General features: G+C 59.2%; 18 protein-coding genes. 9 read left to right on the top strand and 9 right to left on the bottom strand.

Annotation, left to right across the window (positions count from 1 at the left end):
• Positions 1-166: 166 nt before the first annotated feature.
• The 6 genes from ACP3TY_RS20955 to ACP3TY_RS20930 form a co-directional block, all read right to left on the bottom strand.
• Positions 167-505 (bottom strand): HopJ type III effector protein, encoded by a 339-nt coding sequence (locus ACP3TY_RS20955; protein WP_102900671.1) that lies wholly within the window; start codon positions 503-505, stop codon positions 167-169.
• Positions 498-794, bottom strand: coding sequence for a DUF1244 domain-containing protein (locus tag ACP3TY_RS20950; protein ID WP_426618402.1), 297 nt, complete (start codon positions 792-794; stop codon positions 498-500). The genes ACP3TY_RS20955 and ACP3TY_RS20950 overlap by 8 nt, the downstream gene beginning before the upstream one ends.
• 98 nt (positions 795-892) lie before the next feature.
• Positions 893-1264 carry a dihydroneopterin triphosphate 2'-epimerase gene (folX, locus tag ACP3TY_RS20945; RefSeq protein ID WP_053117178.1) on the bottom strand — a complete coding sequence of 124 codons (372 nt, stop codon included), beginning with the start codon at positions 1262-1264 and terminating at the stop codon, positions 893-895.
• On the bottom strand, positions 1265-1825 hold the full coding sequence (gene folE, locus ACP3TY_RS20940) for a GTP cyclohydrolase I FolE (protein ID WP_053117179.1): 561 nt from the start codon (positions 1823-1825) through the stop codon (positions 1265-1267).
• 21 nt (positions 1826-1846) lie between these two features.
• Complete coding sequence (folM, locus tag ACP3TY_RS20935; protein ID WP_426618401.1) at positions 1847-2557, bottom strand: dihydromonapterin reductase; 711 nt, start codon at positions 2555-2557, stop codon at positions 1847-1849.
• A gap of 126 nt (positions 2558-2683) precedes the next feature.
• Entirely contained in the window at positions 2684-3253 is a 570-nt protein-coding gene (locus tag ACP3TY_RS20930; protein WP_426618400.1) for an antibiotic biosynthesis monooxygenase, read from the bottom strand.
• A 210-nt stretch (positions 3254-3463) separates the two neighbouring features.
• On the opposite strand from ACP3TY_RS20930, the gene ACP3TY_RS20925 reads away from it, so the two are divergent.
• Complete coding sequence (locus tag ACP3TY_RS20925; protein WP_426618399.1) at positions 3464-4423, top strand: MerR family transcriptional regulator; 960 nt, start codon at positions 3464-3466, stop codon at positions 4421-4423.
• A gap of 3 nt (positions 4424-4426) precedes the next feature.
• Here ACP3TY_RS20925 and ACP3TY_RS20920 read toward each other — a convergent pair whose 3' ends face one another.
• Both ACP3TY_RS20920 and ACP3TY_RS20915 read right to left on the bottom strand, forming a co-directional pair.
• Positions 4427-5032, bottom strand: coding sequence for a hypothetical protein (locus ACP3TY_RS20920; protein ID WP_053117187.1), 606 nt, complete (start codon positions 5030-5032; stop codon positions 4427-4429).
• 54 nt (positions 5033-5086) lie between these two features.
• A complete protein-coding gene (locus ACP3TY_RS20915; RefSeq protein ID WP_400647852.1) occupies positions 5087-5563 on the bottom strand; it encodes a PAS domain-containing protein in 477 nt (158 codons plus the stop codon).
• A 153-nt stretch (positions 5564-5716) separates the two neighbouring features.
• Here ACP3TY_RS20915 and ACP3TY_RS20910 point away from each other — a divergent pair, with 153 nt between their 5' ends.
• Entirely contained in the window at positions 5717-6172 is a 456-nt protein-coding gene (locus ACP3TY_RS20910; RefSeq protein WP_053117192.1) for a flavodoxin, read from the top strand.
• On the opposite strand, the gene ACP3TY_RS20905 is transcribed toward ACP3TY_RS20910, so the two are convergent.
• Positions 6162-7049, bottom strand: coding sequence for a LysR family transcriptional regulator (locus ACP3TY_RS20905; RefSeq protein ID WP_401240736.1), 888 nt, complete (start codon positions 7047-7049; stop codon positions 6162-6164). The genes ACP3TY_RS20910 and ACP3TY_RS20905 overlap by 11 nt on opposite strands.
• Positions 7050-7146: 97 nt before the next feature.
• On the opposite strand from ACP3TY_RS20905, the gene ACP3TY_RS20900 reads away from it, so the two are divergent.
• The 7 genes from ACP3TY_RS20900 to ACP3TY_RS20870 all read left to right on the top strand — a co-directional run bounded on the left by ACP3TY_RS20900 (position 7147) and on the right by ACP3TY_RS20870 (position 14853).
• Entirely contained in the window at positions 7147-7533 is a 387-nt protein-coding gene (locus ACP3TY_RS20900) for a CidA/LrgA family protein (protein ID WP_053117196.1), read from the top strand.
• On the top strand, positions 7523-8209 hold the full coding sequence (locus ACP3TY_RS20895) for an LrgB family protein (protein ID WP_426618398.1): 687 nt from the start codon (positions 7523-7525) through the stop codon (positions 8207-8209). Before ACP3TY_RS20900 ends, ACP3TY_RS20895 begins: the two co-directional genes overlap by 11 nt.
• A 132-nt stretch (positions 8210-8341) precedes the next feature.
• Positions 8342-9124, top strand: coding sequence for a class II aldolase/adducin family protein (locus ACP3TY_RS20890; RefSeq protein ID WP_053117200.1), 783 nt, complete (start codon positions 8342-8344; stop codon positions 9122-9124).
• Positions 9124-10026 (top strand): alpha/beta fold hydrolase, encoded by a 903-nt coding sequence (locus tag ACP3TY_RS20885; RefSeq protein ID WP_426618397.1) that lies wholly within the window; start codon positions 9124-9126, stop codon positions 10024-10026. Before ACP3TY_RS20890 ends, ACP3TY_RS20885 begins: the two co-directional genes overlap by 1 nt.
• A gap of 202 nt (positions 10027-10228) precedes the next feature.
• On the top strand, positions 10229-11140 hold the full coding sequence (locus ACP3TY_RS20880; RefSeq protein WP_159812177.1) for an SDR family oxidoreductase: 912 nt from the start codon (positions 10229-10231) through the stop codon (positions 11138-11140).
• A 528-nt stretch (positions 11141-11668) separates the two neighbouring features.
• Positions 11669-13462: a DUF1302 domain-containing protein gene (locus ACP3TY_RS20875; protein ID WP_426618396.1), complete on the top strand. Its 1794-nt coding sequence runs from the start codon at positions 11669-11671 to the stop codon at positions 13460-13462.
• A gap of 23 nt (positions 13463-13485) precedes the next feature.
• Complete coding sequence (locus ACP3TY_RS20870) at positions 13486-14853, top strand: DUF1329 domain-containing protein (RefSeq protein WP_426618395.1); 1368 nt, start codon at positions 13486-13488, stop codon at positions 14851-14853.
• Positions 14854-14915 lie beyond the last annotated feature (62 nt).

The raw sequence follows: 14915 nt of genomic DNA, 5'->3' as shown, positions 1-14915 counted from the left end.
GCCAGATTGGCCGGTTTTTTTGTGCCCGAGAATCAAAGTCACCACACATCCCATGTGGGAGCGAGCCTGCTCGCGAAAGCGGTATATCAATCGACATCAGTGTTGAATGTCAGTCCGTATTCGCGAGCAGGCTCGCTCCCACAGGGGATTGTGGTTGGGTCTGGGATCAGCGGCGGGTCAGGGGCTGTGCGGTGAACTTGACGCCGGCCAGACCGTGTTTGATCAACGCACGAATGTTGCCGTGATCGCTGCCCTCAGGCGTCGCCACTACCGAGCGGTAATGCTCGCCAAACGCCAGCAGCGCTTCTTCATCGCTCAGGCCTTCCAGCAGCGCCAGACCCAAGGTCTTGCACGAACCTTCGTTCTGCCCGGCGGCGTTTTCCACGCCACCGTTGTTGAAGGCTTGCGGCTGGTAGTCGTAACCGGCAGCAATGAAAGCCAGGGTGTCGGCGAAAGCGTGCTCGCCGCTTTTCAGGCTGGCGCGCAGGGTGTTCAGGTCACTCATGGGTTTTTCCTTTGGCGAACGCCGCTTGCTGGTCGGCGCTGGCTTCTTGCTGATATTGGGCTTTCCACTCGGCGTACGGCATGCCGTAAACCACTTCGCGGGCGTCATCGAGGCTGATGTCGATCTGGCGCTCGTCGGCTTCGGCCTTGTACCACTTCGACAGGCAATTGCGGCAGAACCCGGCGAGGTTCATCAGGTCGATGTTCTGCACGTCCTTGCGGCTGTCCAGATGGGCGACCAGCCGGCGGAAGGCGGCGGCTTCGAGTTCGAGGCGTTGTTGCTCGTTCATGGAGGTCTCTTCGAGACAGCTTCAAGCGGCGAGCTTCAAGCTGCAAGTTTGGATTGTGGGTGGCGGTAGCTTAACGCTTGCAGCTCGAAGCTTGAAGCTCAGCGGCTTGCCGCGAGGGTGATCGATACCGATTCGGCAAATCGCAGCGCATGCGGCTTGTCGACTTCGACTTCGGCGTACAGCACCGAGCCGTTGCTCATCACCAGATCGAGCAGTTCCTGCGTCAGACGTTCGAGCAACGCAAAACGGTTGCCCTCGACGTGAGCGATGATCGCTTTGGTGATCGTGCGGTAGTTCAGCGCGTGATCGATGTCGTTGTCACGCACCGCTTCCTGCGCGGCGTACAGAATGGTGACGTTGATCAGCACATCCTGCTTGTTGAGGATCTCGTCCTCGTTGATCCCGATAAAGGTGCGCAAGCGCAGATCCTTGACCCGGATGCGCGCCATTCCCGGTTGAAGTTGTGGCATTTACTTGCTCCGTCCAATCAATTGCAGGAACTCCTGACGGGTGTTGCTCGACTCGCGGAAGGCGCCGAGCATGACCGAGGTGTTCATCGTCGAATTCTGTTTTTCCACGCCGCGCATCATCATGCACATGTGTTTGGCTTCGATGACCACGGCGACGCCAGCTGCATCGGTGACCTGTTGCACCGCGTCGGCGATTTGCCGGGTGAGGTTTTCCTGAATCTGCAGGCGTCGGGCGAACATGTCGACCAGCCGCGCGATTTTAGATAATCCCAGCACCTTGCCCGTCGGAATATAAGCCACATGGGCCTTGCCGATGAAGGGCAGCAGGTGATGTTCGCACAACGAGTACAACTCGATGTCGGCGACGATGACCATCTCGTCACTGTCCGAAGCAAACAGCGCGCCGTTGACGATTTGCTCGACGCTCTGATCGTAACCGTGACACAGGTATTGCATGGCTTTGGCCGCGCGCACCGGGGTGTCGAGCAACCCTTCGCGGTCGGGATTTTCGCCGAGACCGATGAGGATTTCACGGTAGTTTTCGGGCAGGGAAAGGCTCATGGACATCCTCGCAGCTAGGCGTTATTTGACGTGCCGCCCGCCGTTGACGGTCAGGGTCGTACCGGTGACATAAGGGTTGTCGAGCAGATAGCGCAGGCTCTGGTAGATCACTTCGCTGCCGGGCTCGATGCCCAGCGCCGATTTGGCCAGCGCTTTGGTGCGGTACGCCGCGTCGTCGTCGGGATTGAACAATAGCAGGGCCGGCGCGATGCCGTTGACCTTGATTGCTGGCGCAAAGCGCGCGGCGAAGGACAGCGTCAGGCTGTCGAGCCCGGCTTTGCTGGCGCAATAGCCGATGTGTTTGCTGCTGCCCTTGCGCGTGACATCGTCGCTGATGTGGATGATGTCGGCGGGTGTCGAGCGTTGCAACAAATCGGCGCAGTGCAGGTTGATCAGGTAAGGCGCGAGCATGTGCAGATTGATCATGCGGGTGAAGGCTTCGGCCTCGCTGCCCGGGGTTTCGGCCAGCCACTCGGAGGCGTTGTGCACAATGGCGCGCAGGCTATCGGTGTGGTTTTTCAGTTCGCTGATAAAGGCGAGAATCCCGGCTTCGCTGGAGAACTCGGCGAACAGGCCGATGGCGCCCAAATCTCGCAGTGTTTGTACGCCGGGACGTTCGGTGCGGTAGGTGAAGATGACGCGATGACCGTCTTCAAGCAAACGCTGCGCGCAGTGCAGACCGACACGCTGGCCGGCGCCGGTGATGAGGATCGGGGCTGCGGAAGTAGACATGAACGGCTCGCATCGCGGTGGGAGCAAAAACTATAACAGCGACACGACGGAAAAGATCGCAGCCTGCGGCAGCTCCTACATTGGCCTGCTTGCCTCCCTGTAGGAGCTGCCGAAGGCTGCGATCTTTTAAAGGTGCTGCGTAGACGTTTCGGCAGGCACGCGTCGAACCGGCGTGCTGTTCAACCAATTCGCCAGTAATCGCGTCGACAGCGGAATAAAGAAATAAACCATCAATGGCGTCAGGCACAGCGTGCTGATAAACACCCGCGGCAACAGACTCATTTCGCCGAGCAGCGGGCCCAGCACAAAGTTGAACAGCATCGACACCGGAAAGAACGCCAGCCAGATCGCCACCGCCTGTTTCCAGCGTGGCGGACGTTGACCGGCCGCGCCGAACCAGCCTTCGATGCCGCTGACGCGATGTTCCTTCGGATGGGCAAACAGATCGCTGCCCCGATCCAGCCATGCCGTACGCGAGGCGGAGTGCTCCCACGCATGCAAAGTCTGTTCATCGACGAAGCGGAAAATGATTTGAAATTCGTTATCACCGGGCGGCGGAGCGAGCACGCCAGAGCCGAGATAACCGGGAAAGTCGGTGGCCAGTTGTTCGCCTTCGCGCAACCAGGCGATCAAATCCTGATAGCGACCATCGGCGACGCGACGCGCGACCATCAGCGTGACGGGGGAAGTAGACATTGTGTATCTCCGTATTTCGTTCGCGGCACTCCGGGTAGGAGTTTCGCCAGACGCGCGCCGGGGTAGAGGCCCGCGTTTATTGCCAAGCAAGGATTATTCCTGAATTTTGCGATTTAACCAGAGACTTTCGTCGCAGTTCATCGCTTTTACCTTTAGCGGGCATTGCAGCTAGAATGGATCCAATCACTTTACAAGGACGTTGAGCGCACTATGCCTGTCATCACGGAGCTGAGCCCTGTTTCACGGGCGTCTGACGCGCTCGAGCGCGAAGACCTTTTTCCCATTCGTGAAGTGTTCCGACTCACCGGGGTCAACCCGGTCACGCTGCGTGCCTGGGAGCGACGTTACGGTTTGATCGAACCGACGCGCACTGAAAGTGGGCATCGGCTGTATTCAATGACCGAAATCGAGCGCGTTCGCAGCATTGTCGAGTGGATCGATCGTGGCGTCTCCGTGAGCAAGGTCGGCAAAATCCTCGCTAAAACCGAACCGCTAAAAGCACTGGCGCACATCATTTCTGATGATCAGGTGCAGGCCGATTACCAGCAGTGGCAGCATCAGGTAAAGCGTGCGATCAGCGCCTTCGACGATCTTGAACTGGATCGTGTCTACGGCCAGATTTTTTCTTCTTATTCGCTGCCCGTGGTTTTTCAGGACATCCTGCTGCCGCTGTGGCGGCAATTGCTGCTGGGGCAGGAAGCCTTCGGACACACCAGCGAATGGCTGTTCTACGACGGCTACCTTAGAACCCGCGTACTGCAACGAATCATCGCGTTACGCACCACGCAGCCCCGCAAGATTCTCGTCAGTGCATTGGCCGGTCAGTGCCGTGAACTGGAATTGCTGGTGGCCGCGCTGTTTTTGAGCAGCAGCGATGCGGGTGTTCGGGTATTGACGACCGGTCAGCCATTCGGTGAATTGACGCTGGTCTGCGAAAAGATCAAACCGCAGGCACTGGTGCTGTTTTCCAATCACGCACCGGCCGTCGAACTGCCACGGCGTTTGAACCGTTTGGCATTGAGTCTGGATTGTCAGGTGTTGCTGGCGGGGGATGCGGCGGATCTGGCAGAGGAAACTCTGGCCGGATCGTCAATCGGTTGTCTGGGCAATGAAGGCGCGACCATGCGTCAGCGGCTGACGCAATATCTCGCGGGTAAACTCGATACCTGAGAATCAGGTGTGCAGGGCAGGGTGGGTCAGGCGATGTTGTTGCAGAATGAACTGGCGCAGGCGCTCGGTTTCATCGGCATCGGTCTGGCTCAGTTCGTAGGCGAAGAAACCTTTGTCGGTCTCACGCTCGAAATTGCCGCGCAGGGAAATTCGCTCATAGCCTGAAGGGCTGAACCACAGGGCGAAATGCTTCGGTGGTTTGGTCTTGTTGCGCACTTCCAGCAACACGCCTTTGTGCGACACCTCATGAACCCACAACGTCCCCGGTTGGCCATTGGCATTTTCCAGCGCCACCGGCTCGTCCAGCGCCAGGCGCCATGGACGCACCATCGGGCCGTCTTCGTAAATGCTTGGCACACCTAGACGCAAATGCAGCGCGTGGAACTCGTCTTCCACCAGATGCAGCGGGAAAGTCATCTGTTGGTTTTCGAAGTTGGCCTGAATGGTCACTTGTTCGTGAGCGGCCAGGCGCGTGAGCAAATCACGGATCTGCGAACCGCCATTAACCAGCAGACTCGACGTCGCATCCCGCACATTGAGTTGCGGGTTGTGCTGCATGGTCTGGATGAAATCCAGCTCATCCTGAGTGAGGAGGGCGTCGCGTTGCATGGCTAGCTCGAAAGATATAGTTACAAAGTCATTGGTGATTGTAGTTAATGACAATTAGTTCGCTGATTTGTTTGCGCCGTTCGTCGCTTTCAGTTCTGCCAGCTGTGCTTTCAGTGTCGCGACCTCCTCTTCGAGTTGCGCAACGCGTTGCTGAGCCTTGACCTGAATCGTTACATCTTTCTGCACGCCGACGAAATAAGTAAGCCCATCGTCAGCGCTTTTTACCGTTGAAAGCGACAGTTCGTTCCAGAACGGTGTACCGTCCTTGCGATAGTTACGCAGGATTTCCCGGCACGATCCATTGTTGCGCAGCACCTCGCGAACCCGCTCCAGACTGGCCTGATCACGGTCACCAGCCTGCAGGAAGCGGCAGTCCTGATAGAGAATCTCTTCGCTGCTGTAGCCGGTCAGCTGTTCGAATGCGGGGTTGACGTAAATCAGGATGGTGTCCTGATCGCCTTCCTTTTCCGCTACCACGATTCCATCGTTGGAGGCGTTGATCACCATTTGCAGCAGGCTGGCGTTGATCATCTGTGAGTCCGTTCAGAATGGCCGAGGGTTCGCATTCTAGATAAACCGTCAGCGCTGTCTACTGGCCATTATCGCCAGTTGAGATCCAATCGCAGCTTTGCGGCTTGGGCTGCTACTATCGCCGCTCATTTTTTCAGTTTCAGGATCAGATTGATGAAAGTCGCCATCCTCTCCGGTTCGGTTTACGGCACCGCCGAAGAAGTCGCCCGCCACGCCCAGAACCTGTTGAAAGCCGCTGGCTTTGAAACCTTCTACAACTCGCGCGCCAGCCTGGCGGACATTCAAGCGTTCGGCCCGGAAGCGTTCCTCGCGGTAACCTCGACCACTGGCATGGGCGAGCTGCCGGACAACCTGCAACCGTTGTATTCGACCATTCGCGATCAACTGCCAGCCGCGTGGCGCGGTTTGCCGGGCGCGGTCATCGCCTTGGGCGACGCCAGTTATGGCGACACCTTCTGCGGTGGCGGCGAGCAAATGCGTGAACTGTTCGGCGAACTGGGTGTGCGTGAAGTGCTGGAGATGCTGCGCATCGACGCCAGCGAAAGCGTGACCCCGGAAACCGACGCCGAACCTTGGCTGGCGCAATTGATCGACGCGCTCAAGGGCTGATCGGCCGCTCGCGCAGGAGTGCCAGCCACGCCTGCGCGGCATTCGACAAATAGGCGCCCTGACGCCAGATAAACGCGATGTCCCAGCGCAGATAATCCGGCGCACGCAAGGTCAGACGCACCACGCCTGGCCGCACCAGTCCGCGCGCCACCACGCTGGGCAACAACACCACGCCTTGCCCGGCGGCCACCAGCGCCGCAAGAAAATCCGCCTGACCGCTGCGCCCGCCTTCCTTCGGTGTGAAGCCCATTTGCTGGCACGCCTGCAGCAAACGATCGTTGAGCACGAAGCTGCGCTGATAAAGCAGGAACGGCGTATCGGCGAGCTCCTCCAATCCGATCTCGCCGCGATCCGCCAACGGGTGATCGACCGGTAGCAGCGCATCGAGTTTCTCATCGCAAAACGGCTGACAGTCGAACTGCGGATCCTTCGGCAACAAACTGCCTCCCAGCTCCAGTTCACCGTTGAGCACGGCTTGCTCGATGTTGCGGCTGCCGCCCTCGAGCAACTGCACGCTGATGTTCGGGTAGCGCCGGCGATATTCGGCAAACAACCCGGCGAACAAAGCATCGCTGCCCAACAGCGGCAGACCGAGGCGCAACTCGCCACGGGCCAGATGGCTGAGATCGTCCAGTTCGACCAGCAATTCGTTGCGTAAACGCAGCATCGCTTCGGCGCGCTGCAACACCACGCTGCCGGCGGCGGTGAGGCGCAACTGTGAACCGAGGCGTTCCAGCAGCGGCGTGCCGAGGCTCTGTTCCAGTTGCGCGACTTGTTTGCTCACCGCTGATTGGCTGATGTGCAGGGTTTTCGCCGCTTGGGTGAAACCGCCCTGATGCATGACTTCGACAAAACTGCGCAGCTGTTTGAATTCCATAAGCCTGATTCCGTTTTGGAATGGCTTTGAGTCTAACAATTCGCTTCGGGGATGGCAGGCCACTTCGTAAAATAGGCTTCTGTAAGGAGCCAATCTCATGAACGCCGCCCGCTTCAAACACCTTTCACGTCTCTTCGTCGAACTCGCCGTGTTGCTCGGTCTCTACCTGCTCGGCTGCCAACTCGCCGCGTGGCTGGCCTGGCCGATTCCTGGCGGCGTGATCGGCATGGCGCTGTTGCTGCTGGCCTTCGCATTCGGCTGGGTCAAACCGGCGGCGCTGCAACTGGGCGCGGGATTGTTGATGGCCGAGATGCTGTTGTTCTTTATCCCGGCGCTGATGAGCCTGCTCGATTACGGCACGTTGCTGCGCAATGACGGCTGGCGGATTTTGCTGGTGATCGCCGCCAGTACCTTGATGGTGATGCTGGTGACCGCATTCACCGTGGAATTGGCCGTGCGCGCGAGGCGTTCCCATGAAGCTTGAATGGATGCCGATGTTCTGGCTCGCCTTCACTTTGTTGGCGTACCTGTTCAGCCGCTGGATTTATCGACGCACCGGACGTTATGTGTTGTCGCCGCTGATTCTGGTGCCGGCGATGCTGCTGGCGCTCGCCGTGCCGCTGCACACCGCCTATGCCGAATATTCCAGCAACACCCACTGGCTGATGTTGGTGCTCGGCCCGGTGACGGTCGCGTTCGCTGTGCCGATCTGGCAGCAACGGCGTTTGTTGATGCGGCACTGGTCGGCGCTGATGCTCGGCATGGTGGCCGGCAGTGCGGCATCGATCGGCACCTCGTTCGGCTTGGCCAAGGCATTGGCGCTCGACAGTTCGGTGACGATGTCGCTGGTACCGCGTTCGATCACCACGCCGTTCGCCATGCCGCTCGCGCAAAACCTCGGCGGTGTGCCGGAGCTGACCGCGGTGTTTGTGATGTTCACCGGCGTGTTCGGCGCGATGCTCGGCGGCGTGCTGTTGAAGTGGTTGCCGCTGCGCAGTGCCTTGGCGCGTGGCGCGTTGTTCGGCGTTGGCGCGCACGGTGCCGGCGTGAGTCGCGCGCATGAAGTGGGCGGTGAAGAAGGCTCTGTCGCCGGGCTGGTGATGGTGCTCACCGGGTTGCTCAATCTGTTTGCTGCACCTTTGTTGGCGTCGTTGCTTTGACATGGATCCAAGCTGTTTGCACGACTGACCCGGTCAGTCATCAAGCTGGCTGCCAATGCAACTACGTGATTGCCTGCACCTGACTAGACTGCTCACAAGTTGCAGAACAATAAGAACGCAGAGGTGCATACAGTGAGCGTAGCCCCCGTCCAATCGTCCCTTAACGTCAAAGACCAGGTCAGTGCTGCGGAATGGCAGACCCGTGTCGATCTCGCCGCTTGTTATCGTCTGGTCGCCGCCCATGGCTGGGACGACCTGATCTTCACGCATATTTCCGCCAAGGTGCCGGGCACCGAAGACTTTCTGATCAATCCGTTTGGTCTGATGTTCCATGAGATCACCGCGTCGAGCCTGGTGAAGGTCGATCAGGCCGGCAACAAACTCATGGACAGCCCTTACGAAATCAACCCCGCCGGTTACACGATCCACAGCGCCGTGCACGAAGTACGGCACGATGTGGTTTGCGTGCTGCACACGCACACCGCCTCGGGTGTCGCGGTATCGGCGCAAAAGCAGGGCGTGTTGCCGATCAGCCAACAATCGTTGTTCGTGCTGTCGAGCCTGGCCTATCACGGCTACGAAGGTGTGGCGCTGAACCACGAAGAGAAGGCGCGTTTGCAGGCCGACCTCGGCGAAAACAATTTCCTGATGTTGCACAACCACGGTCTGCTGACCTGTGGCAGCACCATCGCCGACACTTTTTTGATGATGTTCACCTTCCAGCGCGCTTGCGACATTCAGGTGATGGCGCAAACCGGGGGCGCTGAACTCATCGCCATCGAACCGCAAATTCTGGCAGGCGCCAAAGCGATGATCGCCGGCGTCACCAAAAGTGCTCAAGGCATGGGTGGCGCGCTGGCCTGGCCGGCGCTGCTGCGCAAACTCGATAAACAAGATCCCGGATATAAACTCTAATGCCACTTGCCGAGATTCCTCTGTGTGTCTGGCGTAAACGCAGCCGGACGTTTGTCTTTCGTGGTCAGCCGATCCGTTACTGGACGGCGGGGCAGGGCGAGCCGCTGCTGCTGATCCACGGTTTCCCGACCGCCAGTTGGGACTGGCATTACCTGTGGCAGCCACTGGCCCAGCGTTATCGGGTGATTGCCTGCGACATGCTCGGTTTCGGCGATTCAGCCAAGCCGGTCAATCACACCTACAGCTTGCTGGAACAGGCGGATTTGCAGCAGGCGTTGCTCGCGCATTTGCAGGTCGAGCAACCGGTGCATGTGCTGGCGCACGATTACGGCGACAGCGTTGCGCAAGAACTGCTTGCCCGGCATTACGAGGATCGCATCGAAATCGCCAGTTGCGTGTTCCTCAACGGTGGCCTGTTTCCGGAAACCCATCGGCCGGTGTTGATGCAGAAACTGTTGCTGAGTCCACTGGGCTGGATGATCGGCCGCGCGTTTACCCGCGATGCGCTGGTGAAAAGTTTTCGGCAGATCTTTGGGCCGAACACTCGGCCGACAGAGAGCGAACTGGATGATTTCTGGAGCTTGGTCGAGACCAATCGTGGGCCACGGATCATGCACAAACTGATCAGTTATATTCCGGAGCGTCGGGTGCAGCGTGATCGTTGGGTCGCGGCGATGCAGCGCGGTGAAATTCCTCTGCGGGTGATCGATGGCGAAGTCGACCCGATCTCTGGTGCACACATGGTGCAGCGTTATTGCGAGTTGATTGCTGATGCCGACGCTGTGCTGTTGCCGGGCATTGGTCACTACCCGCAAACCGAAGCACCGGTGCAGGTGCTTAAGCACTATCTGGAATTTCGTGAACGTCAGGTGCTGCCGCCGCGCAAAGTGGCCTGTTCCTGAAGATTGAAAGATCGCAGCCTTCGGCAGCTCCTACACCGATCCCCTGTAGGAGCTGCCGAAGGCTGCGATCTTGTGCTTTTCAAACCTGACTATCCCCCAACCTTATCGCACACCATTCAGCCCCAGCCCTGTTCGTTGTGACACCACGCCTCGTGCCTGACACTCGGGATCAATGTCCCATTGGCCTGCTGGAGTTGCCTCGATGAATGAGTCTGTGCGTTTCGAAGATAAAGTCGTGATCGTCACCGGAGCCGGTGGTGGCCTTGGCCGCGCCCACGCACTGCTGTTCGCCAAACAGGGCGCGAAAGTGCTGGTCAACGACCTCGGCGGCTCGGCTCAGGGCGAAGGCGCCAATGCCTCCGCTGCCGACCGCGTCGTCGCCGAAATCCGTGAAGCCGGCGGCACCGCCGAAGCCAACCACGACTCGGTCACCGACGGCGACAAACTCGTGCAAAACGCCCTCGACGTCTTCGGCCGCGTCGACGTCGTGGTCAACAACGCCGGCATCCTACGCGACAAAACCTTCCACAAAATGGACGACGCCGACTGGGATCTGGTTTACCGCGTCCACGTCGAAGGCGCCTACAAAGTCACCCGCGCCGCATGGCCGCACCTGCGCGAGCAAAACTACGGCCGCGTGATCTTCACCGCCTCGACCTCGGGCATCTACGGCAACTTCGGCCAGTCCAACTACGGCATGGCCAAACTCGGCCTCTACGGCCTGACCCGCACCCTGGCCATCGAAGGCCGCAAAAACAACATCCTCGTCAACGCCATCGCCCCAACCGGCGGCACGCGCATGACCGAAGGCCTGATCCCGCCGCAAGTGTTCGAACAACTCAAACCGGAACTGGTCAGCCCGCTGGTGGTGTACCTGGCCAGCGAGCAATGCCAAGAGACTTCTGGACTGTTCGAAGTCGGCGGCGGCTGGATGGGCAAGGTGCGTTGGGAGCGTAGCCTGGGTGCCGGGTTTGATCCGCGAGTAGGTTTCTCGCCGGAAGATGTCGCGGCGCATTGGCAGCAGATTTGTGATTTCGAAGGGGCGGCGCATCCGAAGGACAATATTGAAGCGCTGAAGGAAATGATGGCGAATTTGCAGAAGTATTCGCTCTGATTCCACTGCATCAAGCGACAGGATTTGCCTGAGTCCTGTCGGCCCCTTCTGAAATCCCCGCGGTACAAAATTCTTCGCCCATAAAAAAGGCCGCTACAAACGCAGCGGCCAAGGTAAGACGTTGGATCAAGGAGCTACAAATCAACGTCAGTGAACACCGGGGCGATAAACCGACCTATCGATTCATCTGAAATCTGTTAGCAATGGCCAGCGTTGCTCATGGCCAGTGCTTCGCGCTTTTCGGCGTATCCCGTGAAAGCCCGCTCAGAATAAGCAGTTCGGCCTGCAGGAAAAATAGCGATTCCGGACATGCACTGTTGCGGAGCATGCAACAGTCGCTGTGCCCCGGCATGCACCATGCGCTGTGCTGATGATCGTCCATCCAGCTCACTCATGGATCGCGCAAAGCCCCGTGCTGTGCGGGCATTCATCCTTTCGAGCGACAGCGTGAATACCTCCTTGGTGCGCTTATCGTCAGGTGGTGGCGGCAGTAGGGTGGGGCCTTCTGTCACTCACCGGGGAAGACGCATGACAAAAACAACAATGCGCGCCATCTTCACACCGCAAGCGCTGGCCGCTGCGGTGGCTCTGGGTTGCTGTGCCCAGGCGCAAGCGGTCGCTTTCAACATCGGCGAAATCGAAGGGACGTTCGACTCGTCCTTGTCGATCGGTGCGAGCTGGGGCCTGCGCGATGCCGACAAGTCGCTGGTCGGCACGGTCAACGGCGGTACCGGGCAATCTTCCACGGGTGATGACGGGCGCCTGAACTTCAAGAAGGGCGAGACCTTTTCGAAGATCTTCAAAGGCATTCACGACCTCGAACTGAAGTACGGCGATACCGGTGTGTTTGTGCGCGGCAAGTATTGGTACGACTTCGAGCTGAAGGACGAAGACCGCGAGTTCAAGCAAATCAGCGACAGCGGTCGCAAGGAAGGCGCGAAGTCGTCCGGCGCGCAGATCCTCGATGCCTTCGTCTATCACAACTATTCCATTGCCGATCTGCCGGGCACTGTGCGCGCCGGTAAGCAGGTGGTGAGTTGGGGCGAAAGTACCTTCATCGGCAACTCGATCAACAGCATCAACCCGGTCGACGTTTCCGCGTTTCGCCGTCCCGGTGCCGAGATCAAGGAAGGCCTGATTCCGGTGAACATGTTGTTCGGTTCGCAAGGTCTGACCGATCAACTGACGGTTGAAGGCTTTTACCAACTGGAGTGGGATCAAACCGTTCTCGACAACTGCGGCACGTTCTTTGGTGTTGACGTTGCGGCGGATGGTTGCAACAACGGCTACACCGTCGGCAGTCCAGCGATTGCACCGTTTGTGCCGTTGACCCAGGCATTCGGTCAAGGCATTCAGGTCACTCGCGAAGGGGTGGTGATTCCCCGTGGCGGCGACCGCGACGCGCGGGATTCCGGACAGTGGGGCACAGCGCTGCGCTGGCTCGGCGACGATACCGAGTACGGCCTCTATTTCATGAACTATCACAGCCGCACGCCAACGGTGGGCACCACCACGGCGGGGCTTTCGACGCTGGCGGCATTGCCGGGCATGGTCGGCATTGCCAACGGTCTGGCGCCTGGCAGCGGTGCGGGGCTGGCGCAGAGCGTGATGCTCGGACGCGGTCAGTACTACCTCGAATACCCGGAAGACATTCGCCTGTACGGCGCGAGTTTCTCCACCACTTTGCCCACCGGTACCGCGTGGACTGGCGAGATCAGCTACCGGCCTAACGCGCCGGTGCAGGTCAACACCAACGACTTGACGCTGGCGCTGCTCAACCCGATTGCCGGCGGTGCGGCCTCGCCACTGGCGACGTCGCCGGGCGCGGACAACAAAGGTTATCGCCGTAAAGAAGTGACGCAAGTGCAGAGCACCCTCACGCACTTCTTCGATCAGATGTTGGGCGCTGAACGTCTGACCGTGGTCGGCGAAGCGGCGGTGGTGCACGTCGGTGGTCTGGAGTCGCGCAGTCAGCTGCGTTATGGCCGCGACTCGGTGTACGGCCAGTACGGTTTCGGCGGCGATACCGACGGCTTTGTCACCTCGACCTCGTGGGGCTACCGCGCACGGGCGATTCTCGATTACGCCAACGTGGTCGGCGGGATCAACTTCAAACCCAATCTGTCGTGGTCGCATGACGTCGCCGGTTACGGGCCCAACGGCCTGTTCAACGAAGGCGCGAAAGCGATCAGCGTCGGCGTCGATGCCGACTACCGCAACACCTACACCGCGAGCCTCAGTTACACCGACTTCTTTGGCGGTGACTACAACGTCCTCGAAGACCGTGACTTCGTGGCCCTGAGCTTCGGCGTGAACTTCTGATCTGCCCGAGAAGGATGACTGCAATGCGCAAAATGATTCTGCAATGTGGTGTGCTGGCCCTGAGTGTGCTGGCGGCCAACGTGATGGCGGCGGTGTCGCCGGATGAAGCGAACAAACTCGGCACCAGCCTGACCCCGCTCGGCGCCGAAAAGGCCGGCAACGCCGATGGCTCGATTCCGGCGTGGACCGGCGGTATCCCGAAAAACGCCGCCGCAGTGGACAGCAAAGGTTTCCTCGCCGACCCGTTCGTCAACGAGAAACCGTTGTTCACCATCACCCCGGCCAACGTCGACAAGTACAAAGACAAGCTGTCCGAAGGCCAGGTGGCGATGTTCAAGCGCTACCCTGAAACCTACAAAATTCCGGTCTACACCACTCACCGCACCGTCGCCGTGCCGCCGGAAATCTACGAGTCGGCCAAGCGCAGTGCGCTCAATGTGACCACGATCAACGACGGTAACGGCCTGGCCAATTTCACCGGCAATCGCTACTACGCCTTCCCGATTCCGAAGAACGGCGTCGAGGTGTTGTGGAACCACATCACCCGTTACCACGGCGGCAACGTCAAACGCATCATCACTCAGGTGACCCCGCAGACTAACGGCAGCTTCACGCCGATCCGCTTCGAAGAAGAGATCGCCGTGCCGCAACTGATCAAGGATATCGACCCGGAAAAAGCCGCCAACGTGCTGACCTTTTTCAAACAGTCAGTGACCGCGCCGGCGCGTTTGGCCGGCAACGTACTGCTGGTGCACGAAACCCTCGATCAGGTGAAGGAGCCGCGTCTGGCGTGGATCTACAACGCCGGCCAGCGTCGGGTTCGTCGGGCGCCGCAAGTGGCGTATGACGGCCCGGGCACGGCGGCGGATGGCCTGCGTACTTCGGACAACTTCGACATGTTCTCCGGCGCACCGGATCGCTACGACTGGAAACTGGTCGGCAAAAAGGAAATGTACATCCCGTACAACAGCTACAAACTCGATTCGCCGAGCCTGAAATACGACGACATCGTCAAGGCCGGGCACATCAATCAGGATCTGACCCGTTACGAACTGCACCGTGTCTGGGAGGTGATCGGTACGGTGAAACCGAACGAGCGGCACATCTACGCCAAGCGCCACATGTACATCGATGAAGACAGCTGGCAAGTCGCACTGGTCGATCACTATGACGGTCGCGGTCAATTGTGGCGCGTGGCCGAAGGTCACTCTGAATATCACTACGAGCATCAGGCACAGGCTTACACCCTCGAAGCGCTCTACGACATCATTGCCGGTCGCTACATTGCCCTGGGCATGAAGAACGAAGAGAAACACAGTTACGAATTCGGCTTCGAAGCCAAGGCGGCGGATTACACGCCATCGGCCTTGCGCGCCGAGGGCGTTCGGTAACGGTCTGGATACATCGGCAAGGCAAAAGGCGACCACTCGGTCGCCTTTTTTATGGGCCGCAA

It is taken from the genome of Pseudomonas rustica, from assembly GCF_049959085.1.
In the GTDB taxonomy this organism is placed as follows: domain Bacteria; phylum Pseudomonadota; class Gammaproteobacteria; order Pseudomonadales; family Pseudomonadaceae; genus Aquipseudomonas; species Aquipseudomonas rustica.
The sequence above is the reverse complement of the archived record's forward strand: the minus strand, read 5'-3'. Positions and strand labels throughout refer to the sequence as shown.

What these genes read in the sequence shown, in the direction of transcription:
- ACP3TY_RS20955 (WP_102900671.1), bottom strand. Translation starts at nt 505, where the DNA reads ATGAGTGACCTGAACACCCTGCGCGCCAGCCTGAAAAGCGGCGAGCAC.
- ACP3TY_RS20950 (WP_426618402.1), bottom strand. Translation starts at nt 794, where the DNA reads ATGAACGAGCAACAACGCCTCGAACTCGAAGCCGCCGCCTTCCGCCGG.
- folX (WP_053117178.1), bottom strand. Translation starts at nt 1,264, where the DNA reads ATGCCACAACTTCAACCGGGAATGGCGCGCATCCGGGTCAAGGATCTG.
- folE (WP_053117179.1), bottom strand. Translation starts at nt 1,825, where the DNA reads ATGAGCCTTTCCCTGCCCGAAAACTACCGTGAAATCCTCATCGGTCTC.
- folM (WP_426618401.1), bottom strand. Translation starts at nt 2,557, where the DNA reads ATGTCTACTTCCGCAGCCCCGATCCTCATCACCGGCGCCGGCCAGCGT.
- ACP3TY_RS20930 (WP_426618400.1), bottom strand. Translation starts at nt 3,253, where the DNA reads ATGTCTACTTCCCCCGTCACGCTGATGGTCGCGCGTCGCGTCGCCGAT.
- ACP3TY_RS20925 (WP_426618399.1), top strand. Translation starts at nt 3,464, where the DNA reads ATGCCTGTCATCACGGAGCTGAGCCCTGTTTCACGGGCGTCTGACGCG.
- ACP3TY_RS20920 (WP_053117187.1), bottom strand. Translation starts at nt 5,032, where the DNA reads ATGCAACGCGACGCCCTCCTCACTCAGGATGAGCTGGATTTCATCCAG.
- ACP3TY_RS20915 (WP_400647852.1), bottom strand. Translation starts at nt 5,563, where the DNA reads ATGATCAACGCCAGCCTGCTGCAAATGGTGATCAACGCCTCCAACGAT.
- ACP3TY_RS20910 (WP_053117192.1), top strand. Translation starts at nt 5,717, where the DNA reads ATGAAAGTCGCCATCCTCTCCGGTTCGGTTTACGGCACCGCCGAAGAA.
- ACP3TY_RS20905 (WP_401240736.1), bottom strand. Translation starts at nt 7,049, where the DNA reads ATGGAATTCAAACAGCTGCGCAGTTTTGTCGAAGTCATGCATCAGGGC.
- ACP3TY_RS20900 (WP_053117196.1), top strand. Translation starts at nt 7,147, where the DNA reads ATGAACGCCGCCCGCTTCAAACACCTTTCACGTCTCTTCGTCGAACTC.
- ACP3TY_RS20895 (WP_426618398.1), top strand. Translation starts at nt 7,523, where the DNA reads ATGAAGCTTGAATGGATGCCGATGTTCTGGCTCGCCTTCACTTTGTTG.
- ACP3TY_RS20885 (WP_426618397.1), top strand. Translation starts at nt 9,124, where the DNA reads ATGCCACTTGCCGAGATTCCTCTGTGTGTCTGGCGTAAACGCAGCCGG.
- ACP3TY_RS20880 (WP_159812177.1), top strand. Translation starts at nt 10,229, where the DNA reads ATGAATGAGTCTGTGCGTTTCGAAGATAAAGTCGTGATCGTCACCGGA.
- ACP3TY_RS20875 (WP_426618396.1), top strand. Translation starts at nt 11,669, where the DNA reads ATGACAAAAACAACAATGCGCGCCATCTTCACACCGCAAGCGCTGGCC.
- ACP3TY_RS20870 (WP_426618395.1), top strand. Translation starts at nt 13,486, where the DNA reads ATGCGCAAAATGATTCTGCAATGTGGTGTGCTGGCCCTGAGTGTGCTG.